The organism is Streptomyces sp. UNOB3_S3 (assembly GCF_020740895.1).
Classification (GTDB): domain Bacteria; phylum Actinomycetota; class Actinomycetes; order Streptomycetales; family Streptomycetaceae; genus Streptomyces.
In genome coordinates, this window is record NZ_JAILXP010000002.1 from 13,757 (window position 1) to 39,828 (window position 26,072).

General features: G+C 69.0%; 30 protein-coding genes and 2 pseudogenes. 22 read left to right on the plus strand and 10 right to left on the minus strand.

Going from position 1 to position 26,072, the window contains the following annotated elements:
- Positions 1–256 precede the first annotated feature (256 nt).
- Both K6I33_RS00370 and K6I33_RS00375 read left to right on the plus strand, forming a co-directional pair.
- The gene (locus K6I33_RS00370) at positions 257–3,130 is read left to right on the plus strand and encodes a peroxidase family protein (RefSeq protein ID WP_229346986.1); all 2,874 of its coding nucleotides are present in this window, start codon (positions 257–259) and stop codon (positions 3,128–3,130) included.
- Positions 3,079–3,267: a hypothetical protein gene (locus tag K6I33_RS00375; RefSeq protein WP_229346988.1), complete on the plus strand. Its 189-nt coding sequence runs from the start codon at positions 3,079–3,081 to the stop codon at positions 3,265–3,267. Before K6I33_RS00370 ends, K6I33_RS00375 begins: the two co-directional genes overlap by 52 nt.
- Here the strand turns inward: K6I33_RS00375 and K6I33_RS00380 are convergent.
- Positions 3,243–4,622 (minus strand): hypothetical protein, encoded by a 1,380-nt coding sequence (locus K6I33_RS00380; RefSeq protein ID WP_229346989.1) that lies wholly within the window; start codon positions 4,620–4,622, stop codon positions 3,243–3,245. The two genes, K6I33_RS00375 and K6I33_RS00380, sit on opposite strands and share 25 nt — an antisense overlap.
- Positions 4,623–4,762: 140 nt before the next feature.
- Entirely contained in the window at positions 4,763–6,472 is a 1,710-nt protein-coding gene (locus K6I33_RS00385; RefSeq protein WP_229346991.1) for a thiamine pyrophosphate-binding protein, read from the minus strand.
- 291 nt (positions 6,473–6,763) lie between these two features.
- Here K6I33_RS00385 and K6I33_RS00390 point away from each other — a divergent pair, with 291 nt between their 5' ends.
- The 3 genes from K6I33_RS00390 (at position 6,764) to K6I33_RS00400 (ending at position 9,086) form a co-directional block, all read left to right on the plus strand.
- On the plus strand, positions 6,764–7,324 hold the full coding sequence (locus tag K6I33_RS00390; RefSeq protein ID WP_229346993.1) for a hypothetical protein: 561 nt from the start codon (positions 6,764–6,766) through the stop codon (positions 7,322–7,324).
- A gap of 119 nt (positions 7,325–7,443) precedes the next feature.
- On the plus strand, positions 7,444–7,719 hold the full coding sequence (locus K6I33_RS36205) for a LodA/GoxA family CTQ-dependent oxidase (RefSeq protein WP_229347002.1): 276 nt from the start codon (positions 7,444–7,446) through the stop codon (positions 7,717–7,719).
- Positions 7,720–7,898: 179 nt separating this feature from the next.
- Positions 7,899–9,086, plus strand: a complete 1,188-nt coding sequence (locus K6I33_RS00400) for a serine hydrolase (protein ID WP_229347005.1) — start codon at positions 7,899–7,901, stop codon at positions 9,084–9,086.
- Between the two features lie 61 nt (positions 9,087–9,147).
- Here the strand turns inward: K6I33_RS00400 and K6I33_RS00405 are convergent, their stop codons facing one another.
- From K6I33_RS00405 to K6I33_RS00415, 3 genes and pseudogenes are all read right to left on the minus strand, one after another.
- Positions 9,148–9,729, minus strand: a complete 582-nt coding sequence (locus K6I33_RS00405) for a transposase (protein ID WP_229347007.1) — start codon at positions 9,727–9,729, stop codon at positions 9,148–9,150.
- 67 nt (positions 9,730–9,796) lie between these two features.
- Positions 9,797–9,898, minus strand: a pseudogene (locus tag K6I33_RS00410) (transposase); the annotation flags it as partial.
- A gap of 116 nt (positions 9,899–10,014) precedes the next feature.
- Positions 10,015–10,536, minus strand: a pseudogene (locus K6I33_RS00415) (HD domain-containing protein); the annotation flags it as partial.
- A gap of 452 nt (positions 10,537–10,988) precedes the next feature.
- On the opposite strand from K6I33_RS00415, the gene K6I33_RS00420 reads away from it, so the two are divergent.
- From K6I33_RS00420 to K6I33_RS00435, 5 genes are all read left to right on the plus strand, one after another.
- Positions 10,989–11,378 (plus strand): hypothetical protein, encoded by a 390-nt coding sequence (locus tag K6I33_RS00420; RefSeq protein WP_229347009.1) that lies wholly within the window; start codon positions 10,989–10,991, stop codon positions 11,376–11,378.
- A 134-nt stretch (positions 11,379–11,512) separates the two neighbouring features.
- The gene (locus K6I33_RS35890; RefSeq protein ID WP_275126596.1) at positions 11,513–11,647 is read left to right on the plus strand and encodes a hypothetical protein; all 135 of its coding nucleotides are present in this window, start codon (positions 11,513–11,515) and stop codon (positions 11,645–11,647) included.
- Positions 11,629–12,030, plus strand: a complete 402-nt coding sequence (locus K6I33_RS00425; protein WP_229347018.1) for a Fic family protein — start codon at positions 11,629–11,631, stop codon at positions 12,028–12,030. Before K6I33_RS35890 ends, K6I33_RS00425 begins: the two co-directional genes overlap by 19 nt.
- Positions 12,027–12,353, plus strand: a complete 327-nt coding sequence (locus K6I33_RS00430; RefSeq protein WP_229347021.1) for a DUF5958 family protein — start codon at positions 12,027–12,029, stop codon at positions 12,351–12,353. Before K6I33_RS00425 ends, K6I33_RS00430 begins: the two co-directional genes overlap by 4 nt.
- A gap of 87 nt (positions 12,354–12,440) precedes the next feature.
- Positions 12,441–12,929: a hypothetical protein gene (locus tag K6I33_RS00435; RefSeq protein WP_229347023.1), complete on the plus strand. Its 489-nt coding sequence runs from the start codon at positions 12,441–12,443 to the stop codon at positions 12,927–12,929.
- A 127-nt stretch (positions 12,930–13,056) separates the two neighbouring features.
- Here the strand turns inward: K6I33_RS00435 and K6I33_RS00440 are convergent, their stop codons facing one another.
- The 5 genes from K6I33_RS00440 to K6I33_RS00460 all read right to left on the minus strand — a co-directional run bounded on the left by K6I33_RS00440 (position 13,057) and on the right by K6I33_RS00460 (position 15,926).
- The gene (locus K6I33_RS00440; RefSeq protein ID WP_229347032.1) at positions 13,057–13,737 is read right to left on the minus strand and encodes a hypothetical protein; all 681 of its coding nucleotides are present in this window, start codon (positions 13,735–13,737) and stop codon (positions 13,057–13,059) included.
- On the minus strand, positions 13,734–13,919 hold the full coding sequence (locus K6I33_RS00445) for a hypothetical protein (RefSeq protein ID WP_229347034.1): 186 nt from the start codon (positions 13,917–13,919) through the stop codon (positions 13,734–13,736). Before K6I33_RS00445 ends, K6I33_RS00440 begins: the two co-directional genes overlap by 4 nt.
- A gap of 200 nt (positions 13,920–14,119) precedes the next feature.
- Positions 14,120–14,506 (minus strand): hypothetical protein, encoded by a 387-nt coding sequence (locus K6I33_RS00450; RefSeq protein WP_229347036.1) that lies wholly within the window; start codon positions 14,504–14,506, stop codon positions 14,120–14,122.
- A complete protein-coding gene (locus K6I33_RS00455) occupies positions 14,490–14,792 on the minus strand; it encodes a hypothetical protein (protein ID WP_229347042.1) in 303 nt (100 codons plus the stop codon). The genes K6I33_RS00450 and K6I33_RS00455 overlap by 17 nt, the downstream gene beginning before the upstream one ends.
- Positions 14,793–14,912: 120 nt before the next feature.
- The gene (locus K6I33_RS00460) at positions 14,913–15,926 is read right to left on the minus strand and encodes an NAD(P)H-dependent glycerol-3-phosphate dehydrogenase (protein WP_229347044.1); all 1,014 of its coding nucleotides are present in this window, start codon (positions 15,924–15,926) and stop codon (positions 14,913–14,915) included.
- Positions 15,927–16,859: 933 nt separating this feature from the next.
- Between K6I33_RS00460 and K6I33_RS00465 the strand changes: the two genes are divergently transcribed.
- From K6I33_RS00465 to K6I33_RS00520, 12 genes are all read left to right on the plus strand, one after another.
- Positions 16,860–17,357, plus strand: a complete 498-nt coding sequence (locus K6I33_RS00465; protein WP_229347046.1) for an NUDIX domain-containing protein — start codon at positions 16,860–16,862, stop codon at positions 17,355–17,357.
- A gap of 61 nt (positions 17,358–17,418) precedes the next feature.
- Entirely contained in the window at positions 17,419–18,117 is a 699-nt protein-coding gene (locus tag K6I33_RS00470; protein ID WP_229347048.1) for a hypothetical protein, read from the plus strand.
- Positions 18,110–20,158 carry an ABC transporter ATP-binding protein gene (locus tag K6I33_RS00475; RefSeq protein ID WP_229347050.1) on the plus strand — a complete coding sequence of 683 codons (2,049 nt, stop codon included), beginning with the start codon at positions 18,110–18,112 and terminating at the stop codon, positions 20,156–20,158. The genes K6I33_RS00470 and K6I33_RS00475 overlap by 8 nt, the downstream gene beginning before the upstream one ends.
- Positions 20,155–21,501, plus strand: a complete 1,347-nt coding sequence (locus K6I33_RS00480) for an MFS transporter (RefSeq protein ID WP_229347052.1) — start codon at positions 20,155–20,157, stop codon at positions 21,499–21,501. Before K6I33_RS00475 ends, K6I33_RS00480 begins: the two co-directional genes overlap by 4 nt.
- Positions 21,498–22,451, plus strand: coding sequence for a hydroxymethylbilane synthase (hemC, locus tag K6I33_RS00485; protein WP_229347063.1), 954 nt, complete (start codon positions 21,498–21,500; stop codon positions 22,449–22,451). The genes K6I33_RS00480 and hemC overlap by 4 nt, the downstream gene beginning before the upstream one ends.
- 51 nt (positions 22,452–22,502) lie before the next feature.
- A complete protein-coding gene (locus tag K6I33_RS00490) occupies positions 22,503–23,090 on the plus strand; it encodes an NUDIX hydrolase (RefSeq protein ID WP_229347065.1) in 588 nt (195 codons plus the stop codon).
- 105 nt (positions 23,091–23,195) lie between these two features.
- Positions 23,196–23,534 (plus strand): nucleotide pyrophosphohydrolase, encoded by a 339-nt coding sequence (locus K6I33_RS00495; protein WP_229347067.1) that lies wholly within the window; start codon positions 23,196–23,198, stop codon positions 23,532–23,534.
- Positions 23,535–23,732: 198 nt separating this feature from the next.
- A complete protein-coding gene (locus K6I33_RS36510; protein WP_374282800.1) occupies positions 23,733–24,284 on the plus strand; it encodes an NUDIX domain-containing protein in 552 nt (183 codons plus the stop codon).
- Positions 24,191–24,754, plus strand: coding sequence for an HIT family protein (locus K6I33_RS00505; protein WP_229347078.1), 564 nt, complete (start codon positions 24,191–24,193; stop codon positions 24,752–24,754). The genes K6I33_RS36510 and K6I33_RS00505 overlap by 94 nt, the downstream gene beginning before the upstream one ends.
- A complete protein-coding gene (locus tag K6I33_RS00510) occupies positions 24,693–25,199 on the plus strand; it encodes a diadenosine tetraphosphate hydrolase (protein WP_229347079.1) in 507 nt (168 codons plus the stop codon). The genes K6I33_RS00505 and K6I33_RS00510 overlap by 62 nt, the downstream gene beginning before the upstream one ends.
- A complete protein-coding gene (locus tag K6I33_RS36210) occupies positions 25,196–25,663 on the plus strand; it encodes an HAD family hydrolase (protein ID WP_229347081.1) in 468 nt (155 codons plus the stop codon). The genes K6I33_RS00510 and K6I33_RS36210 overlap by 4 nt, the downstream gene beginning before the upstream one ends.
- On the plus strand, positions 25,660–26,034 hold the full coding sequence (locus tag K6I33_RS00520) for a hypothetical protein (RefSeq protein WP_229347084.1): 375 nt from the start codon (positions 25,660–25,662) through the stop codon (positions 26,032–26,034). The genes K6I33_RS36210 and K6I33_RS00520 overlap by 4 nt, the downstream gene beginning before the upstream one ends.
- The last annotated feature ends 38 nt before the right edge of the window (positions 26,035–26,072 follow it).

Genomic DNA, 26,072 nt, shown 5'->3' on the forward strand with positions numbered 1-26,072 from the left:
GCAAAGAGAGTTTGCAAGGTGTATTTGCAACTCTGGAGCGCGAACCGCGCCACCACCCGCGCCCGTCATGCACCCGTCTGCCTCGCAGCGCTCGGCATCGCCTACCACGGGAGTACAAAATCATCACAGATAGAACAGATTGCCCAGATAGATCCATAGGACACCTGTCTGCAGACAGAGCAGCCGCGCCGTGATCGTGAGCGTCCCTCTCCCCCTCCCCGTCATGAGGGGGCGTCACGTTCGGAAAGAAGCAACGATGCATGATGCCGGGCAGTACGAACGCTACGCCGGTGGGTCCCCCGAGGCCGAGCGCATCCTCGTCGAGCGGCTCGTCCACGACCTCATGCGGGTGCAGATCAAGGTCAAGAAGCGCAGCGGAGCCGCAGATATTGCCCGGACCTTCCATGCGAAGGCGGCCCTCGGTGTCGAGAACGCCCGGCTGACGATCCACGACGACCTCCCCGGCGATCTGCGGGCCGGTTTCGTACAGCCCGGAGCGGAGTACCCCGTCACCGTCCGGTTGTCCAACGCGAGCGGGGCACGGCAACCCGACTACGCCCCTGACCTGCGAGGGGCGGCGCTGCGGATCCGGACCGGACCAGACGAGTCCCACGACCTCCTCATGACCAGCTTCCCGGTCTCCCACGCCCGCAACGCACACGAGTTCGTCGCGTTCGCGAAGGCCATGGCCGGGGCCGACTCGACGCCCCGCAAGGCATTCGCTCTGTTCGTCAAGCTGCCCCTAGCGGTAGGCAGGCCCACGGCCAGGCGTATGCGCCGCAACGTACGCGCCGGAACCCGGCACACGGTGCGCAGCCTCGCACACGAGACGTACTGGAGCCGTGGAGCCGTCCTCTGGGGCGACGCCGGGCCCGTGCGCTATCAGCTCCGCCCCGCCCCGGACGCACCTTCAGCAGCAACGCCTCCCCCTTCCCGTACCGACCCCGACCACCTGCAGCACGAGCTCGCCCAGCGCCTGCGCACGGCGGACATCGTCTTCGAGCTGTGCGTGCAACGCTATGTGGACGGTGAGCGCACGCCCATCGAGAACGGCGCGGCCGAGTGGAAGGAGTCCGCCGCGCCGGTGATCCCCGTGGCAACCCTGACCGTCCCGCGCCAGGACCTGGACGCCTCCCCGGCACGCGCCACCGCCACCCGGGTCGAACAGCTCGCCTTCAACCCGTGGAACACCACGGAGGACTTCCGCCCCTTGGGCAACCTCAACCGGGCCCGCAAAGCCGCCTACGAGGCCAGCAGCGCCCTGCGCCTGGGGTATCGCTTCGTCACCGAGGAACCCGGCCGCAACGCCGTGCTCGGCGTCCCGCTGCGCACGGGGTTCCGCGCCCTCAACCGGTTCGTGCCCTGGTACCGGTTGCCAACCCGGCTCGGCCTGCTCAACCTCGTCGCGCTCCGCCAGACCCTGCGCCGCGAGAACCTGATCGACACCGAAATCCACCAGGCTCCGCCGAAGACGCAGCCGGTGCCTCCGCCCGTCGAGGAACCGCTACGGGTGGAGCGCAGCTACGACGGTACGTACAACGACCTGTCCGCTCCGAAGATGGGCGCCGTCGGTGCCACGTTCGGACGCAACCTCACGCCGGTCTACCGCCCCGACCTGTTCGACAGCCCTAATCCCGTCACCGTCAGCAGACAGCTGCTCCACCGTGACTCCTTCATCCCCGCCCGGTCGCTGAACATCCTCGCCGCCGCGTGGATCCAGTTCCAAGTGCACGACTGGGTCAACCACCAACGCTACCCTGCCGGCACACGGAGCGTGGAAGTGCCGCTCCCACCCGGCATGACCTGGCGCAACTCCCCCGGCGGACCGGCCGAGAACGTCATGCGGTTCGCTGAGAACAAGGGTGTGCAGCCGACCGGCGGCCTCGCGCCGCCGGCTCTCTTCGGCAATGTCGCGTCCCACTGGTGGGACGGTTCGGAGGTCTACGGCGGTGACCAGCAGGCCGCGACGTCGCTGCGCGAGCCGGGCGGTGGCGCGGCACTGCGCCTGGACGACGGGCACCTGCCGCTCGGCCCCGATGGCATCCCGCTGACCGGATTCAGGGAGAGCTGGTGGCTAGGCCTCAGCGCCATGCACACCGTCTTCGCGCGCGAGCACAACACCGTGTGCGAAGCGCTGCGGCGGGAATACCCGCACATGGACCAGAACCAGGTGTATCACACGGCGCGCCTCATCGTCTCCGCCCTCATCGCCAAGATCCACACCGTGGAATGGACCCCCGCGATCCTGGCGACGGAGACGATCGAGATCTCCTTGCGGACCAACTGGCAGGGCCCCCCGAAGAACTGGCTCACCCAGCTGGGTCTCTGGATGTTCGAGGCGCACTCGCTCACCGGCATCCCCAAGACCCTGCCGGACCACCACGCCGCGCCGTACTCCCTCACCGAGGACTTCGTCACCGTCTACCGGATGCACCCGCTGATCCCGGACGACTTCGAGATCGTCGACCACAGGTTCGGGCACCGGATCGACACCTTGGACTTCAACGCCGTGCAGGGTGCCGCCGCGGAGCCCCTCATGCGCAAGACCGGGCTGGCGAACGCGCTGTACTCACTCGGAATCGCCCACCCCGGAGCCATCACCCTGCACAACTTCCCCCGCGCCCTGCAGGCCTTCGAACGGGACGGTGAGGTGATCGACCTGTCCGTGGTCGATCTGGTGCGCACCCGGCGCCGTGGCGTCCCTCGCTACAACGACTTCCGCAGCGGCCTGCACAAACCGCGCATCAAGCACTTCGAGGAGCTGTCCACCGAGCCGGAGACCCTCGCACGGCTGAAGGACGTCTACCGCACCGTCGACGACATCGACACCATGGTCGGTCTCTTCGCCGAGAACCCGCCCAAGGGATTCGGCTTCAGTGACACGGCCTTCCGCATCTTCATCGTGATGGCCAGCAGGCGGCTGCAGAGCGACCGCTTCCTGACCGTCGACTTCCGTCCCGAGGTGTACACGCCCCTCGGCATGGACTGGATCGAGCGCAACGGCATGGCGAGCGTGCTGTTGCGGCACTGCCCCGAGCTGGCGAGCTTCCTGCCCCACTCGGCCAACGCGTTCGCGCCGTGGCGCCCGGTCGAGCCCGCCCGGAACAACTCCCGGCCCGGCAGCGGCTGAGGAGGGCACGGACACCGGCCGCCGTCGGCGACTGCGGCCGGTGTCGGCTGCGGCTGCGGCTGCGGCTGCGGCTGCGGCTGCGGCTGCGGCTGCGGCTGCGGCTGCGGACGGCCTACCCCGTGGTGTGCCACCGCTGATCGTGCATTCGGTGGTCCTCGGTCAGCCCGTTGCGGAAGAAGCGCTCGTAGTAGTCGTTCTCGACGTGATGTGCCTGCAGCCAGACCCCTGGGGCGTGGATCGTGTCGCAGTGTGCGGGAAACCGCCCATGGGTCTCGTAGATGTAGGTGCAGATGTCTCGTGTGCACGCGATGACGTCGGCGGAGTAGTTGCTGGCCTGGTCCAGGTACTGGGACCCGAACTCGCCTCGGTAGATCCGTGCGAACAGCCCCTCGTCGGAGTAGATGCCCTTCGGCCCGAACTTGTCCGCCACTACGGCGTCGACCGCATCGGCCATCGAGGCGTAGTTCGGCGGGCACATCGCCTTGATCAGGTGCTCTCCGTCGTGGCGCAGGCCCACAGTGGTCGCTCGCAGGTCGGAGAAGCGGGGCAGGGGCACCTGCCATCGCAGGAGGTCCGCGGGTTTCCAGCGAGGGGTGGCCCAGTCGAAGCCGAGCATCGCACCGTAGGTCTTACGGAACTTGGGATCGCCCAGCATGATCGGCGGGGCGAGCGATGCGTGGATCCACGCGCCGAGGCCCATGGCGTCGGTGGTGAGCATGAGGTTCTGCAGCAGCAGGTCCGCCTCGATCTGTGTGCGCATCGCCCAGATGGCGCCGAGGGGGAGCTTGATGTCCTTGTTCAGGAATCCCGACCTCACCCATTTCTTCACGCCTGCGGGGCGGTAGAAGTTTCGGTCGTCGACGATGGTGGGCCGTGCTCCCTCGGGCTGGGTCAGCAGGTACATCATTCCGTTGATGTACTGCCGGGAGAGGTCGACCACCGGGAACAGGACGGTGGTGCCCGGCAGGTTCGACAGAAAACGGTTGGAGTCGAGGTAGGCCGGGAAATCGCGGTTCCCGTGCGGCACGTCGATGCGGTGGTCGAGCAGCCGCACCTTCGCCTCGGCCGCACGCGCGCACAGGGTCTCGGCGTCGAACACCGCCGGTGAGCCGTCGACAGGAGGAGGGAGTTTACGCAGGAAGTAGGTGCCGGTGTCGTTGATGAGGAAGAAGTGCGTGCCCTGGGCATTGTCGGGGCTGCCCGCGGTCCGGCCGGCCATGTTGAGGTTCGGCTTGGCCATGATCGGCTTGCCGTCGCGGGGGTCGGCGAACGGGCGGTCCGGCATGGTGAGGCCGGTGCATCCCGTCATGGCGATCAGGAGGGCCTCTTCGAGCTCTGTCAGGGGTGTGCGTGGCTGCGTGGAGGCCCAGCTCATCGAGCCGGCCTCGATCGAACTGCCGCGGCTGACCCGGTGGGTGCGGCGGTGCCAGACCGAGGTGAGCAGCGGCCGGGTCATGAGGGCGTCGAGGCCGGTGTGGCCGTATGTCTGCATGGGCCGGGTCCTCCCTGGTATGGAGCACGGATCGCGGGTCGCGGGTCGTTGACGGACGGGAGGCCGGGACGGTAACCGGGACAAAAGCCGGGACCGGACGGCCGGCTACGGGCTACGGGCTACGGACTACGGACTACGGACTACGGACTACGGAAGCGTGCTTCGACGGTCTCGACAAGACCGGTGATCACGCCGTCGGGCGAAGGACTGTAGTGCGGGACCGCCCATCGCGTGATCCTGGCGTCGATGAGGGTGGGCCGGCCGGAGGACAATGCCGCCCGGAATGCGTCCTCGAACTCCTCCAGCGTCTCCACCCGGTAGCCGTCGGCACCGCACGCACGCGCATAGGCGGCGAAGTCCGGGTTCTGGAACTCGACCAGCCCCGTCTCCCCGTACGTCGTGAGCTGGAAGAGCTTGATGAGCTTGAATTCCTGGTCGTCGAAGATGACCCAGATGACCGGGATCTCGTGCTCGACGGCGGTCATCAGCTCAAAACCGGACAGTGAGTAGCATCCGTCGCCGCAGCCGACGACGACCGTCCGTTCCGGGTGCGCCACCTTCAACCCGATGGCGCCGTTGACGTGTCCGGCCATCGGTCCGAACGAACCCGCCTTACGGAAGTTCTGTCCCTCTTCCAGCTCCACGTAATACCCAAGCCATCCCAGGTGAGCGCCCGCATCGGCGAGCAGAACACCGTTCGGCGGCAGCATCCGGCCGATCTTCTGCGCGAGCTGCCCGGGGTGGATCTGCCCGGTCAGGTGGGTGATGTGCCGGGCCTCGTAGTCCCGGCCGTCGACTTCGGCCGGCGGTACCTCGCCGACCTTCTTCTCCAGTGCTTCCACGAGGGCCGCCACCGCCAGGCGCGCGTCGGACAGGAGGGCGTAGTCGGGCTTGTATGCCTTGCGGAACTCGGGCTCGGAGATGTTCACATGGATGAGTAGTTTTTCCTGGAACAGGTCCTTGCGATAATTGAACGTGGCGTGCTGGTTAAGGGAATTCCCGACGCACAGCACGATCTCGGCCTCGCGGAACGCCTTCCAGGCGCTTGCGTGGCCACTGTCGGCGAAGACTCCCACCGCCAGCGGATGCCCCTCGGACACGATTCCCTTACCGTCCAGCGTGGTGATCAGCGGGATCTGGAACCGCTCGATCAAGCGCTTGATCTCCGGCCCGGCGCCGCTCCGCACGGCACCGAAGCCGACGAGCGTCACGACCTTCTTGCGCCTCACCAGAGCGTCCGCCAGAACCGCTGCGATCTCCTCCACCTGTACCGGGTCGGGCAGGACGGGTGCGACGTCGAGCCGGATGTCCCGGAAATTCGTAATCTCGACGCCCCGGTGCGTCAGGTCCTCGGGAACGTGGATGTGCACGGGGCCGGGCCTGCCCTCGAAGGCGATGTTGACCGCTTCTTCCAGCACGTCGCATGTGTCAGCGACATCGTTGAGCAGGAAGGACTTCTTCGTCGTGGCCGCGAACATGGCCCGGGAGTCGGGCGTACGGTTCAGACCCGAGGTCTCGTTGAGCGATCCCCACCCCTGCCATTGCCGCGACGCGTACCCCGAAACGGCCAGGACCGGGTAGGAGTCGGACATCGCCACGGCCAGACCGGAGAACAGGTTGAACGCACCCGGTCCCGCGGTGGCGAAACAGAAGCCCAGTCCGTTGGTGTACATCGCATAGCCACAGGCCATGAAGGACGCGGCCTGCTCGTGCCGTGTGATGACCGGCCGGATCCGCTTCGAGTGTTTGAGCGCCAGCATCAGACCGGCGGCGTTCTCACCTGCACCGCCGAAAGCAGCCTGCACACCGATGCCTTCCAGCCCCCTGACGATGGCCTCGTAAACCCTCATAGGCGCTCCTCGTCCATGTCCTGAAGACCTTGCCGGTCGCGCATCAAGCCTTACCGTGACCCACGGGAGCAATTTCTACCGTATGGGCGGCGGCATCCGCATGGATGCCGCAATTCACCCGCACGGCCCATAACGTATTGACCTTCCCTCGGAGAAAATACTCCGCCACCATCCAGGGAACCCATCATCCGCATTTTGTATTACCGCGGATATGTAACGGGCAAGGATATGCCAGCCGTGCGGGTGAGAGGTCCGTCGTCCACTCCGCTCCGCCGACAGGAGGGTCACGCCATGAGCGGGACGTCCGCTGCCCCCGGGAATTCCCCGGACCCTCTCCCCGACTGTGCCACCGATCCCATCACGTCGCTGGTGGCCGAGTTAGTGGACAAGCGGATGGGAGGCAGGATCGCCCAGGGGCAGGACCCGGTCCTGCGGCCGGTCTTCGTCAAGTTCCACGGTGTCGCCTGCGGCGTGCTCACCGTCGCCCCAGACCTCCCGCCTGATCTGAGCATCGGATTCCTCCGGGCCGCGAAGGAGCAGAAGGGCCTCGCGGCCTGGGTGCGCTTCTCCAGTGACGTGCTCCCGGACCGGCCGGACCTGCGCAGGCGCGGTGATCTGCAGTACCGGCTGGCCTCCGGCGAGGACGCCTTCGATCTGCTGCTGCAGTTCCGTACGGATCCGGACAGTATGCCGCTGGACCGTGCGCTGGGACGAATCTCTGAGCGCCCCGGTGAAGGTGGCGAGGCTGACCCTGCACCGGCAGGACGTCACGGCCTGCGGCCAGGAGGCCTACGGGGACAACTTCGCCTGCAACCCCTGGCACAGCCTGCCCGAGCACCAGCCGGTCGATAGCCTCGGAGAGGCCCGCAAGGTCGTCTACACCGCCTCCGCCTCCCGTCGCCGCGACGCGGACGGGGTTCCGGTGGTGGAGCCCGGCCCGGCGCGGCCGGCGTCCACCGAAGCGCCGAGCCGTGACACCCGGATCGTCCGGGCCGCGATCCACCCCGCGATCGGGGTGGCCCGGATTCGGCGACAGCGTCGAGGGGTTCTTCCTCGGCCCCGAGGTGGAGGACGCCCCTCCGCTGCCGACCGGCAACTACAAGGACGCGACCGGCGCCCTCAAGCGCCAGGCGGCCCACTTCCGCGTGTACGGCTACAACGCCGCCGGCGAAGTGGTCGCCGAGCTCACCTCGGACAGCGCCGACCTCAAGTGGACCGTGCACGTGGCCAACAAGAAGGCCGCCTAAGCGGCCTTGAGTATTTGAGCTGCGGTTGGCGATAGGGCGTGTCCGGTGGGTCCCGGAGCGGCTACCCCTGAGATGGGCTCAGGGCTGCGTCAGGGTGGGCTCGGGACTGTCCCGGATGAGTAGATGATCTTCGCTCGGGAGACTTCAGGAAGTTCATTCCTCACCTGATCGGAGTCCCTATGCGTCACTCTTCGGCCCTGGCCCTGGCTGCTGCCACCGTGTCACTGTCCCTGGCGGCGGGCGCGTCCGCACAGGCCACGCCGGTCACGCATACACCCGCGAAACTGAATGCGGCGCTGCGCGAGGCGGTGGTGGTCCACCCGGGTGACGGCATGGCCGGTGCCGTCGCCCAGGTGTACAAATCCGGGCATACCTGGCGGGGTGCGTCCGGTGACGTCGTGACCGGCAAGCGAGTCACGCCCGACGCGCACTTCCGGATCGGCAGCATCGCCAAGCCAATGGAAGCGGTCATCCTGCTCCAGCTCTCCGCCGAGGGTCGGGTGAACCTCGACGAAGCCGTGCAGCACTACCTGCCCGGCCTGCTGCCGGAGACCTTCGACGCCATCACCGTACGGCAGTTGCTCAACCACACCAGCGGCCTGCCCCAGGACTTCGACGGCGCGCCCGCACCATCCCAGGACGAGGTCGTCGAAGGCCGCTTCGGCTTCTACACCTTCGACCAGATCGTCCAGCAGACGCTGCGGCCCGAGGGCCGCAACTGGCCGGGCCCGCGGTTCGCACCTGGGACCAAGCAGGAGTACAACTCCCTCGGCTACCGCATCGCCGGCGAGCTCATCGAGAAACTCACCGGCCACTCCTTCCAGCACGAGGTGACCACCCGCATCCTGGTGCCCCTGAAGATGAAGGAGACCTCCGCCCCGGTCCGTACCACGCGGATACCGGGCCCGTACGTGCCCGGATACATGCCGACCAGCAAGGGTGAGCAGGTCGATGTCAATGAACAAGGCGGCCTCCCGTCCAGCATGATCTCCACGACCGCCGACCTCGACCGTTTCATGACCGCTCTTCTCAGCGGCCGCCTTCTGGGCCCAGCCCAGGCCGCCGAACTGTTCGCCCTCCCGCGCGACGCGAACGGCAAGCCGCTACCCTACGCGGACGGCTCCCACTGCAACACCGGCTCCGAGAAGGGCTCTGCCTGCTTCAGCACGGTCCTGATGTCCGTTCCGCTCCCGGACAGCTCGGTGATGTGGGGCAAGACGGGAGGCGACCTCGGCTACCGCAGCGCGGCCTTCGCCACACCTGACCTGAACCGCCGCGTCGTCTACGGCTACGGCACGGCTGCCCTCGACAGCGGCGGCACGCCCGGCATAGCCACCCGCCTCATCGCGGCAATCAGCACCAACTGACCGACGCGGAACTGTCTTGGAGCGGTATGGATACCGTCCGGTGCGTCACCAGCAGCACGCCCTACCGGACACGCCCTAACGCAGTTGCTCGCCGTGCCAGGGCCCGGTCGACGGCGGTGTGCAGTTCCTGGCTGGTGGTGTAGGCGCGGACGGGCATGTCCTGGTACTTCACCGAGCGCCATAACCGTTCGATGCAGTTCAACTCCGGTGTTCTAGGAGGGAGGTAGAACAGATGCACTCCGATGGCCGCGAGTTCTGTGCGCCGTCCTTTGAAGACCTTGCCGTGGTGGATGGAGGCGTTGTCCAGCACGACGGTGCACGGCCGGTGGCGCTGCCAGCCGGGCGGTGGTCCGGCAAGCTGTTCCGCGCCGCCGGGCAGGCGGGCGATGCGGGTGCAGACGAAGTCGAGCACCATCGCCGCGTCGATCCGGTGCTCGATGGCCGTCCACAGCAGGTCTCGTTCCGGGCCCGTGTCGTTCAGCGCGCCGAGCACGTTGACGCGGCGGTTGTTGGTGTCCTCGCGCTTGACGACGACCCGTACTCCAGTGGGGGCCCAGGTGTATGCGGTGGGCAGGGTCGGGGAGAAACCGGATTCGTCCAGGTAGTACAGGTTCTCCGCACCGGCTTGGGACCTCAGCCGCACAGCCGCAGGCCCTCCAGCCGCTCCCGCGCGGCGGCCTGGAGGGCCGGGTCAGACTTGTGCCGGACGCGTCGATCACCTGCCGGTGATCCCGCCACCGCCCACCCCGCCGAGGAGTCCGGTCCGGCAGCAGCGGCTCGATCCGCGCCCACTGCGCGTCAGTCAGCGACACGCCAGACCAACAATCGGATGATCCGAAGGAAACGGCCTAGGCGCGGCCGAGCTGGAGGCCGTCTGCAGAGACACGGGACGATCTCCGTGCAGGCCGACGGGGTCAGTGTGGGCGTCCAGCTCGACGAGCAGCGACGGGTTGACGATGCGGACGATGGCTTCGATGTCGTCGCGGTTCGCGGCCGGCCACAGTGTGGCGCGTGCAGAGCGGTACTTCGCCGCGAGGCGCTCCCGCTTGCCGACGGGAAGCTGCGCGGTGCGGTCGGGGTGGGAGTTGTGCGCGTTGTCCGCGATCTTCACGAGTGTGGCCTGGGGGTCGGCGGTGATACGGCGGATCTTCTCGTCGTATGCCATCCCGGCCCGGTTGGTCACCGTCTCGACGATCTCGACGACCCGGGCCGGCACCCCCGTCCTCCGCAGACGCTCGGCGGTCCAGTCCGTGTCTTCCAGGAGGTCGTGCAGCAGGCCCGCCATGACGAGCTCGTCGCCGAAGGGGCTGAGCCCGGCGGCCACTGCCCGGACGTGCTCGATGTACGGCACCCCGATCTTGTCGGTCTGCCCGGCATGCGCGCCATCGGCCAGAATCTCGATCTCACGGACAGAGGTCACCTTCGCTCCTTCACCAGTTCTTCCCCTCATCGTCTCCTGTCTCGCGGTGACGGCCAAGGAGTGTTCACGAGTACCGCTGGCCAGGCGGGACAGGAGCGGTTGAGGACCGCTTCCCAGTTGACCGAGGTCGTTTCCCGCCGATGGGGCGGCCACTCGATATGGAGTGGAGTCAGGGTGGCTGCGCACGGCAGAGTGGGACGGGTGAGTGAACTGTGGGCGCATTCCCTGACGTGGGCAGATGTGGATCCGGCTCGATACCGGTTCGAGATGGGCGACGATGCGGCGGAGGAGTTGGCGGGCCTTGTCGCGCCCTTGCTGCCGAGCGCTGACGTCGCTCGGGAGGATCGCTGGCGTTCGCTGGATCCATCACCGAGTTCCTGGTGGAGCGGTACGGTCGGTGGGCCTGTGGATGGAACTGGTCGGTCGGCGAGGGTGATGTCGACGGAGGCGTCGTCGAGGTGTGGTGCTGTTCGTCCCACTCCGTGACTACCCCGGATGCCACTGCCCCGCTGGTTGTTGAGGCCCTTCGGGAATGGCGTGGCTGGCTGGAGGACCTGGCGGAGCGGTTCGCGGCCTTGGTTCCACCGGAGAACACCCCGGCGTCTTCGACGGACCGCTGGTACTGGGAGCGGGCATGTACACGCCTGGTCACCGTGGTGGCCGACCGCACCCAGGCCGAGAGCAGCTGGTACGGGCACTGTATGCAGGTCCTCCAATGGTTCCTCGCCTCCAACGGCATCGACGAGGGCCAGGCCCAGCAAATCGTCAAGAATGCGGTTGGCGGCCGGTTCGACAGCTGGATCGCACCTGACGCTCCAGTGGTCGACGCGGTGAGCTCGCGGTTCGCCACAGGCATGGGCGATTTCAGATGACGCCTGGTCCCCGCCAGCCGAAGGACGCCCTTGCCGATTGGCTGCTCATCCGGACGGAGATCTCCTGGCCATCCTGGCACGGCACACGCCCCGCCTCTGGAACACCGGCCCGCGATGGCTTCCGGGAGTTCTTCATGGCAACGCGAGGCGGCCGCGACGCCGAGGGAACCACGCGGGTCCTGACCGCCCTCGACCTGGCCGTCGATGACGCGGAGCATGGCAGGCAGCTGACCTTCGCCCTCATGGCGAAGTGGCAGCGGCCGCGCTGAGTCACGACCTCGTCCGTTTCCGCACGATGCCGGCCTTCGCGAAGGGCGGACGGGAGCGCTACGGCCTCGCACCCGATACACGGGCGCGATTCGAGCGCTGTCTGTCCGAGAGCACTCAACCGGATCTGCCCCTCCCCGCACGCGCCGCCCGAACCTACCTCGACATCCTCTTCTTCCATCCGTTTCAGGACGGCAACGCCCGCGCGGCCTTGCTGGCGCTGGCCTTCGTCCTGGCACGCGAAGGCGTCCCCCTCGACCAGGTACACCCGCTGCATACCACCCGCTGGGCCGACGACACCGAAGGCGCGACCGATCTGGCAGTACTGCTCGCAATCCTGATCACCGCGACGGAGCGCCGTATGTCCCACGGGAGACAACCATGAACGAACGCGACATCCTGCTCAACGAGCTCGCACAGGATCTGCGCCCGATGCCAGAGGGCATCGGGTGGTTCGACGGCCTCGGCCCGGAGGAGCAGTCCGAGGTGCTGCTGTTCCTGCGCCACCACCGCGTCCAGGCGCGCACCGTCGCCGAGAATGCACCGGAGAACATCCGCCGGGCGGGGCTGCACCCGTTCGCCTGCCAGGGCTACTGCTTCGCCCTCACACGCTTCGGCACCCCTGCCGACGCCGCGCTCCTGACGAGAACCTCCGTCGACGCTGAGGCCGTGCGCGATGTTCTGGCCGGGCATCCCCTCCCGTCCTGAGGGACCGACGCGAGCCTGCTCCGTCCGCAGTCAGCCGGGGCCCGCCGCTGACCACCCCTGCCCTTGCTGCCAGCCTAGGGTGACGCCATGAGCAACACATTCAGCGGCGGAGACTACGACCTCAACCTCAACAACAACGCCACAGCCGTCTTCATCGACCTGCTGATACTGGCAGTCTCCGACCTCGTCCGGGCCCCTTGGGACTTCCGGTTCGCCGCCCTCCTTACGCTCCAGGACCAGAACATCATGGGCCGCGGAATGGTCGGATTCGATCTCGAGGACATCGACTGGGGCGCCACTCCCCGGGAACGCGCCCGGAACAAGGAGTTCGTGCTCCGCACCGTCGGACTCGCCCTGAGCCGGCACCGCTGGGAGGAACTGCGCTACGAACCCGCCCGCGCCCCGGGCTACCTGCGCGATTTCCATTCCATGGTGCAGGCTTTCGAGCCACCGGACCGCCCGGGCACTGCCACGGATTTCCCAGGACCGCACGAGGCGGCCATGGCCTCGTGCGTACAGCACCGCGTGCTCAATGCCCTGCCACACTGGGACGCCTGCATCTTCTGCACGCAATAGCGCGCCGTCCCGCATCCTGTTCCCACGCAGGCAACGCCCGGAGATCCCTGCGTAGCTCTCCAGCACGGCGAGGGCCGAGCCGCCGCAACCCGACGACGCAGGCCCGGCCGTCCCCGTCCTCCTGTGGCTAGCGGGCCGATGCGGTCGGCATCTGGCCGTGCAGCGCCTGCTTGATCCGCTCAAGCGTCATGGCGGTGATGGGCTTGATCCTGTCGGAGGGAACGTTTGCCCCCTGCTTCCAGGTGTACTTGATGCGAGCGACCACCGAGCCCTGCCGGACGTTCATACCGCGGCCCTGCCACCCTTGGCTCGGCGGGATCTCGAAGTCGTCGGCCTCGTCGCCCGGCGCGATCTTCCCTTCGTCCGCGGTCCCCTTGCCGGCAAACAACGCCGACGCCTGCTCGGGCGTGCGGAAGGACATCAGCCGCACCGACAACTCCTGGTCCCGCCCGTTGGTGTACGCGGCAATGCCGAGGGCGACCGCCTGCGAGCACCACTGCGGCGGCCACTCCTCGGACTGGCAGATGGCCGGATCCCCGGAGTCCCAGGCTTTCCGGTTACGGGACTGGTCCAGCTCGGCCGGGACGCTGAACTGATCCGGCAGCGCGGGCTCGAGCCGTTTGGCGTCCAGGATCATCTCGGCGAGCTCAGGTGCAGCGGTCCGCTTGGCGGGCCCTTCGGCCGGGAACGTCCCGGACCCTCCGTCCGAGCCGCAGCCGGTGGTCATCGTGACAGCCGCGAGCACCATGGTCAGGGAGGCGACCACAACCCGGGCGCGCACCCTTTGCCTGTACGTGTACATGATCACCACGATACGGGCACGGCGCCCAGCCTCGTCCGCTCCCCTTCGCCCCGCCGGTAACTCCCGCCGATGGTATACGGCGCCGTCTGGAGGATGAGCAGCGCGGGAGGCAGGGCGACCTCCGTCGCGATGACGGTGAGCGCGATCAGGTGCCAGAGGCGGATGTCCCGGTCGGTGAGGTTTCCCATGTGGCGGAGGACAATTTTGGGGATGGTGTGCTGGCGCCGGTGGGGGAGCTGGTCTTTGACCTGTGTGTAGGTGTGTATCCATTGGGCGAGGTAGAGGCCGCTGCGGAACTGGGTGGAGCGGTACTTCTGCCAGGCGCTGTTCCAGTAGATGTCGGTGGTGAGCAGTACGAGGAGGCACTGTGGCCAGGTGTTCGCTGTGCTCAGGCCGTGCTCGATGCGCAGGCCGTGGCCGAGGTCACCGGCGAGCAGGAGGCAGGTGCAGTCAGCAGGGCGTAGCGGATGGAGTTGGGGCTTTTGAGGTAGTAGAGGAGTTCCATGGTGGCCCCGGCCAGGACCAGTACGAGCGCGAGGCGGGTGCCGGGCCGGTAGGCGCGAGCGAGGAGTCGGGCCCGGCCGGGGCCGAAGCGGTGTTCGGATATGTAGAGGGTGAGCGAGCCGGCGGTGAATCGGTTCCAGCCTCCTTGGCCGAAGGCGAGGGTGAACCGCGCCGTGCACACCACGCCGAAGATGATGCGGAATGCCTGGAGGCGGGCGGGGTCGGTGGGGTGCTGGAAGCCGGAGGCGAGGGCGTCAAGAAACCACGACACGGCTGTTCCTGACCTCGAGGGGCTGCTCGCCGGTGGCGGACAGGACGCGGCCGTGCCCGTCGATCCGGTCGTAGGTGCCGGTGCGGATGAGGTAGATGGTGATGGTCTGGAGGCCGGCCGGACCGGGGAGGAAGCTGCCCGGGGTGAGGCGCGCGTAGACGTTGACCGGTTCGGTCCGGCCGTGCTTGGTGCCGGTGAGCGAGACGATGGTGAAGGTGCCGCAGCAGAACATGGCCCAGCCCAGCCGGCTGCCGGGCGGACGGGTGAAGCCGGGGTAGCCATCCACACCACCAGGGCGGCGGTGATGGCGAGCTGGAGCGCGGACAGCACTGTGGATGCGTGCATGACAGGAAGCCTCCGGGGACGGGAGGAGTGATGGGGTGCGCGCCGGCGACCGGGCGCGGGGTCAGCGCTCGGGCTTGGGGGGCCGCTGCATGAGCGCGGCGACGGCCTCGTCGAGGGTGACCTTTTCGCGCAGCAGCGCGGCGACGACTTCCGTGATCGGCATCTCGACCTGGCGGTCGCGGGCGAGGCCGAGGATGGCCTGCGCGCTCTTGACGCCTTCGGTGGTCTGCCGGGTGACAGCGGTTGCCTGGGCGACGGTCATGCCGGCGCCGAGGTGGGTGCCGAAGGTGCGGTTGCGGGAGAGCGGGGAGGAGCAGGTGGCCACCAGGTCGCCCAGGCCGGCGAGTCCGGCGAGGGTGGCCGGGTGGGCGCCCAGGGCGGTGGCCAGGCGGGTGGTCTCCGCCAGGCCGCGGGTGATGAGCATGGCCGCGGTGTTGTGGCCCAGGCCCATGCCGGTGGCGATACCGACGGCGAGCGCGATGACGTTCTTCACCGCGCCGCCCAGCTCGCAGCCGATGACATCCGTGCTGGTGTAGGGGCGGAAGTACGAGGTGTTGCAGGCGGTTTGGAGGCGGCGGGCGGCCTCCTGGTCGGGGCAGGCGATAGTGGCGGCCGCGGGCCGGCCGGTGACGATCTCCCGGGCGAGGTTCGGGCCCGAGAGCACCGCGATGCGGCTTGCCGGTACGCCTGTGGCTTCGGCGATGACCTCGCTGGCGCGCTTGCCGGTGTCCTGCTCGATGCCCTTCATCAGGGACACGATCACGGTGCGCGGGCCGATGTGCGGCGCCCAGGCGGCGAGGTTGTCGCGCAGGGTCTGGGCGGGGATGGAGAGCACGAGGTAGTCCGCGCCGTCCAGCGCGGTCGCCGGATCGGTCGTCGCCGTCAGGTTCGGCGGCAGGTCGATGTCCGGGAAGTAGGCGGGGTTGCGGTGGCGGGTGGTGATCGCGTCGGCGATCTCGCCCCGGCGGGCGTGCAGGACGACGTCGCTGCCGGCGTCGGCCGGGACCTTGGCGAACGCGGTACCCCAGGACCCGGCCGAGAACACCGCCGCACGGACGGCACGGTGCTGGCTCAACTCGAGGTCCCTTCGCTGGACGCGGGGCCGTCGACACGGCGGCCGGGTGCGGGCATCCTATCGACCGTGCCGGGGGCCGCGGGGTCATCCCCGACCAGGCCCGGCACCTGGCCGACGCCGTCGAAACCACCACCCACCTCTGCTGATCTGGCTCCGTCCATCGTGCCGACCGCCAGAATCCACACCTGTGACGTGCTGTCCCGGGGCCATCAGGCCCAGGGGAGGCGCAGAGCGGAGTCCTATCAATGGCCGGGCGTATAGGGGGCTACGCGCTCATCGGCGATACGCAGACCACAGCCCTTGTCTGCCGGACGGCGACCGGGATCTGTACCCGGCCATACGGCCGTAGCTGTGCCGACACCGCATGAGGCGCGAGCCCGGCTGTTCCCTCGCGCCCGCAGGCGTCAACCCGTGATGATGGGCCTGACCCAGCCGGGGATCCGAATGCGATCGTGTGCGCGAACGACACAATCCCTCACAAGGGTGAGCCGCCTCATGCGGGCGACCTCGAACACGCCATCATCCCTCGAAGCCCAGGCGAGCCTTGAGATGCGCGCAATCATCGAACATTCGTTCCCGACTTCGCCCTCCCATGCCCGTGACGGGCTTCTGGTCAGCAGCGTTGTTCCGGACGCCCACCCTCGACCGCTCCCCCATGGAGGTCTCGTGTTCCCGCACTTGACACCGCCACCCTGCTCAACGCGTTCGAATTCGCCCCCGTTGACAACCGGCCAGGGGCGCAGGCGCGGTTGACGGTTTCTTCGCCTGCGCATTCGACGCTGAACGGGTGGACTTCGAGGCGGCGAGCGTGGCCCTGAAAGAGCGCCGCGCCCGTGGTCGTGCCGTCGCGAGTGGCCCGGTGAACGGGTCGCATCACGTCGAGGTAGCCGCGCGGACGCCGGGGCGCGATCGTGCCGGAGGAGAGGGGAGAGCATGTCGTTTCTGCCGAACATCGTCGGCGCGCACCTGTTATTCGAACACAGAGGCCATGTTCTGTTGGGGTTGCGGCCGCCGGACGCGCTGTTCGCAGCGAATGTCTGGCACGTTCCAGCGGGGCATGTGGAGCGGGAGAGCGTTCGAGCCTGTGCGGTGCGGGAAGCCGGCGAGGAGCTCGGCGTCACCGTCATCGAGCCCGACCTCGAGCTTGTACACACCGTGCACCTGCTCGACACCGACGACGCCGAGGCCGTGCCGCGGTTGCAGCTGTTCTTCCGCGTTCACCGGTGGCACGGCGAGCCACGGCTGATGGAGCCGGACCGGTGTGTGGAGTGGCGGTGGTGGCCGCTGCACGCGCTTCCTGACCCGACGGTGGAGTACACGGTCGCGGCGCTGGAGGGCATCGCGAACGGCTGGCCGTACACGGACGTGGCTTGGCGCCCCCGGCGGCAATGCCCCGGCGCCGTCGGCGGCCCACCGGGCCTGGACGAGTGATGCCCTGGCGCTGATCGGCACTTGGCTCGACCACCCACAAGGACCCTTGCTGGAGGCTGCTGTGTCCCAATACCTTCCATCCCCCGCTTCGCCCGCCCGGACCGTGGCCCAGGAGGCCGAGGCCGCGCAGGCGCGACAGGCCATGGTGCGTCGTCCGGAAGAACAGGAGGTCATATCCGACTCGCTGCTGCGGAAGGCACTGCTGGAAGTGCGGCGGGAGGTGCTGCTGCCGCAGGCCTACGTGCGGCGGGATGCCGGGTATCCCGAGCCGGTGGTGCTGGAGTTGCTGGACGGTGCGCACCCGGACGACCGGCGGGAGTGGCTCGAGCTCATCTACAGCGGCGCCTCCGTGCTCGCTCAGCGCGACGGAGAAGCACTCGAGGGCCAGGTGCGCGGGCGGATGCGGGGCGGGCGCATCACGTCGGCGGCGTTCTGGCTGGCGCTGGCTCACCTGGTGCCGGGGCTGGTCCGGGACTTCTCCGCTGAGCGCCTGACCCTGATCGCGCCGAAGGAGGACTCCTGGGCCATCGTCGGCCCCGACGGGGACGTCGAGGAGGTGGGCCAAAGGCCGGTGTGGGACAAGGTGTGTGAGGTGTACGCGCGCTGGGAGCGCGCCGGGCGACCGGAGAGGTACCGGCTGGAGTTCGTCTCCGATGGCCGGCAGTACATCACCGCCGGCGCAGGCACGGCCGAGCTCGCCTGGGAGCTGCCCACGCTGGCTGGGTCCATCAACGAGATTGAGGGGGAGCGCGGTGAGTGACACGCACACCGACGGGTCGCAGAACCATCACGGGGCGAAAGTCCCCGGTCCCCGTCCGAGCCACGGCCCGTTGTTGCCGCTGCCTCCGCAGAGGGCTGCGGCGGCGCCGGATGGCGGGGAGGTCGGTGACGAGCTGAAGAACGCGTACTGGATGCAGTGGGAGGGGGAAGCCGCCCGGACCAGTGTGTGGCGGATTCTCGGCCGGCTGCCGGCGATCAGCCGCAGAATACTCGCCCTGGCCTACCGGGCCGACGCGCGGGCCACGGTCATGGTCGTGGTGTTCCAGGTCGCCTCATCGCTGATGAGCGCCTTCGGACTGCTGGCCTCGGTGAGCGCGCTCTCCGCCCTCTTCGCCCAGGGCGCGACCTCCGAGCGCATCCACCACGCCCTTCCCTCCCTCGCGCTGGTCGCCGGACTGATGGCGGCGCAGGGCCTGCTCGACTTCGGTGTCGCCCGCGGGCAAGCGGCTCTCACGCCGAAGGTCCGGCGCGCGGTGGAGCAGGAGCTCTTGCGGCTGAGCTGCCATGTGCGGCTGGAAGCGGTGGATGACGCCGCGTTCGCCGACGAGGCGAACAAGGCCAACGATCGCGGCCTGTACTACATGCGCCAGTCCGTACCGCAGATGGTCCAGCTCGCACACGCTGTCCTCGGCCTGGCCGGGGCCGCCGGCGTCCTGGCCATCCTGCACCCGCTGTTACTCCCTCTTCTGGTGCTCTCGGTGATTCCTCAGGGGTACGCGGCGGTGCGCTCTGCTCGGGCACAGTTCCTCTCCCACAGCCGGTACAGCACGCTCCAGCGCCGTATCCGGCTGTTCACCTGGCTCCTTCTCGACCGGGACTCCGCTCCGGAAGTGCGTGCGTCCACGGCGCAGCAGGCGTTGCTGGAGGAGCACGAGCGCTTCGCACGGCGGATCGAGACGGAGGATGCGCGGCTGGGGCGGCAGGAGGCGAACGTCGCGTTGTGGGGACGCGCGGTGGGCGGTCTGGCGGTCGGTGCCACATATGCGGCACTGGGGTGGATGACGGCGACGGGGTGGATGCCGCTGGCGGCGGGCGGCGGGGCGTTCCTGGCGATCCGCTCCAGCCGGGGCACGCTGGTGAGCGTCGTGCTGGCCATGCATCAGATCTACGAGCATGCTCTGTGGATCGACGACCTGGAGCGGCATCTGGAGCGCTGCCGCGCCCTGCAGCCGCACCGCACGGGCCGGTGCCTCGCGGACGGGGTGAAGACCATCACCGTCACCGACGTCCACTACACCTACCCCGAGGCCGACCGGGCCGCGCTGCGCGGTGTGTCGATGACGCTGACGGCCGGTTCCACGGTGGCGTTCGTCGGCGCGAACGGGTCGGGCAAGTCGACCATGGCCAAGCTCTTGGCGGGGCTGTACGCCCCCACGCAAGGCAGCATCTGCTGGGACGGGGTGGAGGTGCGGGAGGTCGACGCCGAGAGCATCCAGGCTCAGGTCGCCATGGTGCTCCAGGACCCGGTGGCCTGGCCGCTGTCGGCTTTGGCGAATGTCACGATCGGCGCGGGGACCATCACGGAGGCCGACCCGCAGCGGGCCCTCGCCGCCGTGACCGAATCGGGCGCGGACAAAGTCATCGCCGGCCTGCCCCAGCAGTGGGCCACCCCGCTGTCCAAGCGCTTCAAAAACGGGCAGGAACTCTCCGGTGGCAACTGGGCGAAAGTCGCTGTGGCCAGGGGCCTGTACCAGGATGCCGCCGTTCTTCTGCTGGACGAGCCGACGTCCAGCATGGATGCCCGTGCCGAGCATGCTGTCTACGAGGCCGTCCTCCACGGCGGCCACGGCGAGCGCCGCCGGGACCGCATCACCGTCCTGATCTCCCACCGCCTCAGCAGCGTGACCAGCTGCGACATGATCTACGTCTTCCGCGACGGGCGCATCATCGAATCCGGCACCCACCAGGACCTGATGAACCACACCACCGACGACGGCCAACCCGGCGAGTATCGCGAGATGTTCACTCTTCAGGCTTCGGCCTACCAGGCAGCGGCCTCGCCGGAAGAGGCGGATGGGTGACGGCCGTGCCGTCCACGGCCCCGGGCGGGTGGCGGGCCCACGCCAGCGTTGCCGCGGCTCCCTGGCGCGATCGCTATTACCGGATCTTCCTGGCCGCGCGGGTGCTCTCGGCTGCCGGGTCCGCCATCGCGCCGGTCGCCCTGGCGTTCGCCGCCCTGGACGTCGGCGGCACAGCGGCCGCGCTGGGCGAGGTCCTGGCGGCCGGGTGCCTGCCGCAGCTCCTGGTCGCGCTGATCGGCGGCGTCGCCACCGACCGATACCCGCGCGCCCCGGTCCTGCCGGCCGGGAACATCGCCCTCGCGGCCTTGCAAATCGTCGCCTCCGTGCTGCTTCTGACCGGTCACGCCGGGGTCCCCGCCCTTGCCGGGCTGTCGGCGGCGAGTGGGATGGTCACCGCGTTCCTCGACCCGGCCACGAAGAAGACTCTGCCCTCCCTGGTGGCGCCTGGGCTGCTCCAGCAGGCGAACGCGCTCGCGCAGACGGCGTTCAACGGCATCAAGGTCCTCGTCCCCGTCGTCGGCGGGCCGCTCATCGCGCTCACCGGGCCGGGCTACGCGGTGGCCTTCGACGCGGTGACGTTCCTCGTCGCCGCCGTCCTCCTGGCCCAGCTGCCCGAGACCTCAACGTCGGCCACGACCGAACCGGCCACGGCGTGGGCCGGGTTCCAGGACGGATGGCGGGCCTTCCGTGCGCACGGGTGGCTGATGCTGTGGTCGTTCCAGGGCTGCGTCACCGTGCCGCTGTGGCTGGTCGGCTACGTCCTCCTCGGCCCCGCCTATGCCAAGGCTCACCTCGGCGGGCCCGCCGGGTACGGGCTGATGGCCACCGGGTGGACCGCCGGGCTCGTCCTCGGCGCCCTCGCCTGCATGCTGTGGTCCCCGCGCCGGCTCTGCCCGGTCGCCGCGGCCGTCTCGGCGGCCATGGCCATGCCGATGGCCGCCATGGCAGCGGCCGCGCCTCTGCCCGTCCTGCTCACCGCGATCGTCACGGCCGGGGCCGCTCTGAACATCTCCGCCGTCTCGTTCAACACTCTGCTCCCTCGCATCGTCGAGCAGCACCGCCTCGGCCGCGTCCTGTCCCTGAACACGGCCGTCCAACTGGTCTTCCTGCCGCCCGCCTACCTCCTGGCCGGCCAGACCGCGGTTCGGTTCGGCCTGAACATCACTTTCACCGGCATCGCCGTGGTCCTGCTGCTGTGCGCCGCGCTACCCCCGTGCCGCGCGGACTTCCGCGCGCTCACCCTCGACCCCCACACGCCACCACCGAAGGAGATCCCCGTGCTCCATCCCTCGTTGCCGCCCGGCACCGCGACGACGCCTCCGGCCGCTGGGGAGGAAGCGTGAAGACCACAACCGTCGTGCGGGTGGGCAGCCGCAACAGCCCCATGGCTCGCTGGCAGACCGACTGGTGCGTGGAACTGCTGTCCAAGGCCCACCCCGGCATCTGCTTCGAGATCACCACGATGGCCTCACAGGGCGACCGCTACCACGGTCCCCTCTCCCGCATCGGCGGGAAAGGCTCGTTCGTCAAAGCCCTGGACCGCGCCTTGCTGGACGGGGAGGTGGACGTCACCGTCTCCTGTGTGAAGGACCTGCCCAGCCCGCACGACCGGCAGCCGGGTGTAAGCATCGGCGCGGCCCTCGAGCGCGGCGACGTCCGCGACGCCCTCGTCCTCCCCTCCGGCAGGCCGCCCATCGCTCTCACCGACCTGCCGCACGGAGCCCGGGTAGGGACCAGTGCCCCGCGCCGCATCGCCCAGCTCCGTCAGCGCCACCCGCGCCTGGAGCCCGTGCTCGTCCGCGGCAACGCCGACACCCGAATCGCCCGCCTGGACGACGGCAGCAACGGACTCGACGCGCTGCTCGTCGCCTACGCCGGCCTGCACTGCCTCGGCCAGACCCACCGCGCGACGCAGATCCTCGACCCGGCGCTGTGGCTGCCGGCCTCCGGCGCCGGCATGGTCGTCGCCGAATACCGCACCGACGACACCATGATCCGCGACCTCCTCGCACCGATCACGCACCCGGCCACCGCCACCGCGCTCGCCGCCGAACGTGCCACCCTGGCGGCACTGCGCGGCAACTGCATGACCGCGGCCTCCGTCCACGCCATCCTCACCGGCGACACGGTGACCGTCCACGCCGCGGTGTTCGCCCCGGACGGCCACACCGCCATCCAGACCCAGGCCACCGGGGCGGTGCACCAGGCCGACGCCGTGGGCCGCCGCGCCGCCGAGCAGCTCCTGCACGACGGCGCAGCCGCGCTCCTGCACGCTCTCCCGCGCATGCCCTGACCGCGCCACCCTGTCGGACAAACCACCCACCGGCTCGAAGGGACGTCGCTCATGGCTCTGCTCAACCAGGACTCCGACGAGAACCCCAGCCCAGGGCGGCCCAGGATGACGGATGCCCAGTACGTGGGCAGTCGCAACGCGCTGTGGAGTCGCGTATCGGCTCTGTTCACCGACAGTCGCGGCCGCGTGGTCCTTGAGGACGTCGACTACCGTGCCGCACGTCTGTTTCCAGGCGGAGCCATCGACGCCGGCGAATCGCCCTCCCTCGCTGTCGCGCGCGAGGCCCGCGAGGAGCTCGGCCTCGCCCGCAGCTTCTCCCGGGCCCTGGCCATCGACTGGGTGCCTCCCAGCGCCCCTGGCTACCCGCAGGGGTTTCCCGGCGAGGTGATCTACGTGTTCGACGGCGGGACCCTGACCGAGGACGACTTCACCCGGATACGTCTGCCGGAGCAGGAAGTCACCGGCGTCCGCTGCGTCGAACCCGCGCTCCTCCCCCACCACATGAACCCCGGCAACGCCCGGCGCACCCTGGCCGCCCTCCGCGCCGCCCGGGAGAAACTCGGCCTTCCGGCTCCAGCCCGGCAATCGCTCACCGAACTCCTGCCCTGGCGGCCCGCCCAAGGCTCCGCGGTCCGGTAACCGCACATGGCCGGAAGAGCGCCGCCGCGCCCGTGCTGCGCAACTGCCCGGACACGGTTCACGTCGATTCCCCGACGAGAAGCACGTCCGTGAGGAGAAGCTGCGGTGGACCTTGCCGAGATGCAGCAGCGAGCAGTGGAGATCCACGGTCTGTATGACGAGCTGAACCGCCGCGAGCGGCGCGTCTGGCGGCGAGACGAGTTCCTCGTCGGCTTCATGGGGGATGTCGGCGACCTCGCCAAACTGATCATGGCCGAGGAGGGGGCGCGGCAGGCCCCGGGAGGGCGCGCGGCGCTGGAACACGAGCTGGCCGATTGCCTGTGGTCGGTGCTGATTCTCGCCTACCTGTACGACGTCGACCTGGCCGGTGCCTCCCGGCGCACGATGACTGAGCTGGAGGAGTCGATTGCGGCACAACTGGCTGACCCCGGTGAGCCGACGTAATCCTCTGGCCCCGGCGCTGCTGAAGACGGCAGCCCGCCGCACGGATCACCTGGCAGGCGCCTTCGGTCAGCTCGCACGAGGCGGTCGGGCTTCGAGCTCAACGAGGGCACCAGCGAGAGGAGAAGTCTTGTGACGGATCAAGGACGGATCAGGATCGCGGCAAGCGGCCTGGTGGTACGGGACGAGCACGTGCTCCTGGTGCGGGGGGACTGGCCGCGCCCGGGGACCTGGTGGCTGCCCGGCGGCGGCCAGCAGGCCGGGGAGACCCTGGCGGCCTGTGCGGAGCGGGAGGTGTTCGAGGAGACGGGCGTGCGGGTGAAGGCTGAGGGCCTGGTGGTGGTGCGCGAGTACATCCAGGGCAACCACCCGGAGGGGCACCGGATGCTGTCCGGTGCGGGGCACCGGGTCGACGCGATGTTTCGGTGCCGCATTCTCCAGGAGCCGCAGGCTCGGCGGGCCCGCCCAGGACTCCGTACAGCTCGGCATCGAGTGGGTCGCGCTGGACAAGATCGCCGGGCTGCGCACGCTGCCTCCGTGTCTGCCGACCGTCATCACGGACGCCTTCGCCGCCGCCCCAGGCCGGGGCACGGTCTACCTGGGCGACGCCTATGCATGAACCATCACCACAGCCCGGCCGTGGGCCTGTGCGGGAGCCGATGGACCTCGGCGCCTACGCCCAGCGCACCCGCACGGAGCCGTGCTTCATCTGCGCACTCCTCTCCGGGGACCCGGGCTACGAGCACCACGTGATCGCAGAGGACGGTGAGCATGTCGCCTTCCTCGACCGGTGGCCGACCCTTCCCGGGAAGGTCCTCGTCGCACCCACACAGCACGTCGAGCATATCGTCCGGGACCTGGACGAGCCCGCGTACGTGCGGCTGATGCTGTTCGTCCGTCGCGTGGCCCTCGCCGTGGAAGAGATCTGCCGGCCGGAGCGGACGTACGTCTACTCGCTGGGCAGCCAGCAGGGCAACGCTCACCTTCACTGGCACATCGCGGGGCTCCCTCCGGGCGTCCCGTATGAGAAGCAGCAGTTCCATGCCCTGATGGCCGAAAACGGCGTGATCAAAGCGCCGTCGGAGGAAATGGTCGCCCTGTCTGTGCGGCTGCGCCAAGCCCTGGCGCCATTGGGCCGTGAACTACACGAAGGAGACGACGTTGACCACAGCGGAGACCACCGGCTGGCGCGGCGACCGGATCTGCAGTGTGCTGCGGGGTGAGAACCCCACGGTGTTGCGGCGCCTGGAGGCCGGCTTCGCGGTGATCGGGGACACGCAGTTCCTCCCCGGCTACTCGGTCCTCCTGGTCGACGACCCTGGCGTGCAGCGCCTTACCGACCTTCCGAGGCGGCGTCGGCGGAGGTTCCTGGAGGGCATGGACCGCCTCGGTGAAGCCGTGGAGCTTGCCTGCCGCAGCGCCGATGCGGCGTTCCGCCGGGTGAACCTGGAGATTCTCGGTAACGCGGACCCTTACCTGCACGCCCATATCTGGCCGCGGTACTACTGGGAGCCTGCCGAACTCGTCCGCCGGCCCGTATGGCTGTACCCACACAGGCACTGGACGGACCAGCAGCATGCTCTTGGTCCGCAGCACGAGGCCCTGCGGTCCGCCATCGGGACGGAGCTCGACCGCCTGGCGGGTACGACGAGCGAAGGGCGCCGGTGACCGATGTGACGAAGGTGGGCCTGTTCGACCTCGACGACAGCCTCGTGGACCGTGCCGGCACGTACGCGCGATGGGCGACGGAGTTCTCCAGGGAACGCGGGGTGCCCCTCGGCTGGCCGCTGGAGACAGACCCGATGTACTCCTCCCGCAGGGTCGCCTTCTTCGAACTGATGAAGGACACCTTCAACATGTCCGGGACCGTCGACGAGCTGCATGCCGAGTACCGGCGCCGCATGCGGATCTTCCGCCATGCCCTCGCGGCTCTCGACGCCGAGCCGAGCCCGCGGGCCGTCATGGTCGGTGATTCCCTCACGGCGGACGTGGGCGGGGCACTCGCGGCCGGGCTGTCGGCCGTGTGGGGCTCGCACAGCCGCCCGCCGCCAGCGGGTGGGCCGTGGCCGCACCGGACGGTCGTCACCATCTGCGATGCCCTCGAACTGCTGTTGAAGGAGAGCTGCCCGTGAACGGACTCGTCGGTGCAGCGGATACCCGGCTGATGGTGCTGCGCGGCAACTCCGGCTCGGGCAAGACCACCGCTGCGCGTGCCGTCCGCGAGTGCTACGGCAGCGGTCTGGCGATCGTGAGCCAGGACACCGTCCGCCGGGAGATTCTGTGCGAGGCAGACGGCCCGGTTCGGGCAACGCCCGGGCTGATCGACGTCATCGCCCGCCAGTGCCTGGACGAAAGCTTCCACGTGATCCTCGAAGGGATGACCAGGCCAGCACCGCTGCAACGACTGCCCCAGGTCTACCCAGAGAGGAGCGGCCCTCCATGGTGCCTAGGGCCTGTCCAGCGGATCATGCCGGGCCGGCCCGTCGGCGCTGAATCGCTGTAGCGACCCGCCGGACAAGGAGCTGGGTGGAGCAGATTGGG

What these genes read in the sequence shown, in the direction of transcription:
- K6I33_RS00370 (WP_229346986.1), top strand. Translation starts at nt 257, where the DNA reads ATGCATGATGCCGGGCAGTACGAACGCTACGCCGGTGGGTCCCCCGAG.
- K6I33_RS00380 (WP_229346989.1), bottom strand. Translation starts at nt 4,622, where the DNA reads ATGCAGACATACGGCCACACCGGCCTCGACGCCCTCATGACCCGGCCG.
- K6I33_RS00385 (WP_229346991.1), bottom strand. Translation starts at nt 6,472, where the DNA reads ATGAGGGTTTACGAGGCCATCGTCAGGGGGCTGGAAGGCATCGGTGTG.
- K6I33_RS00390 (WP_229346993.1), top strand. Translation starts at nt 6,764, where the DNA reads ATGAGCGGGACGTCCGCTGCCCCCGGGAATTCCCCGGACCCTCTCCCC.
- K6I33_RS00400 (WP_229347005.1), top strand. Translation starts at nt 7,899, where the DNA reads ATGCGTCACTCTTCGGCCCTGGCCCTGGCTGCTGCCACCGTGTCACTG.
- K6I33_RS35890 (WP_275126596.1), top strand. Translation starts at nt 11,513, where the DNA reads ATGGCAACGCGAGGCGGCCGCGACGCCGAGGGAACCACGCGGGTCCTG.
- K6I33_RS00430 (WP_229347021.1), top strand. Translation starts at nt 12,027, where the DNA reads ATGAACGAACGCGACATCCTGCTCAACGAGCTCGCACAGGATCTGCGC.
- K6I33_RS00435 (WP_229347023.1), top strand. Translation starts at nt 12,441, where the DNA reads ATGAGCAACACATTCAGCGGCGGAGACTACGACCTCAACCTCAACAAC.
- K6I33_RS00445 (WP_229347034.1), bottom strand. Translation starts at nt 13,919, where the DNA reads ATGGGAAACCTCACCGACCGGGACATCCGCCTCTGGCACCTGATCGCG.
- K6I33_RS00465 (WP_229347046.1), top strand. Translation starts at nt 16,860, where the DNA reads ATGTCGTTTCTGCCGAACATCGTCGGCGCGCACCTGTTATTCGAACAC.
- K6I33_RS00490 (WP_229347065.1), top strand. Translation starts at nt 22,503, where the DNA reads ATGGCTCTGCTCAACCAGGACTCCGACGAGAACCCCAGCCCAGGGCGG.
- K6I33_RS00505 (WP_229347078.1), top strand. Translation starts at nt 24,191, where the DNA reads ATGGACCTCGGCGCCTACGCCCAGCGCACCCGCACGGAGCCGTGCTTC.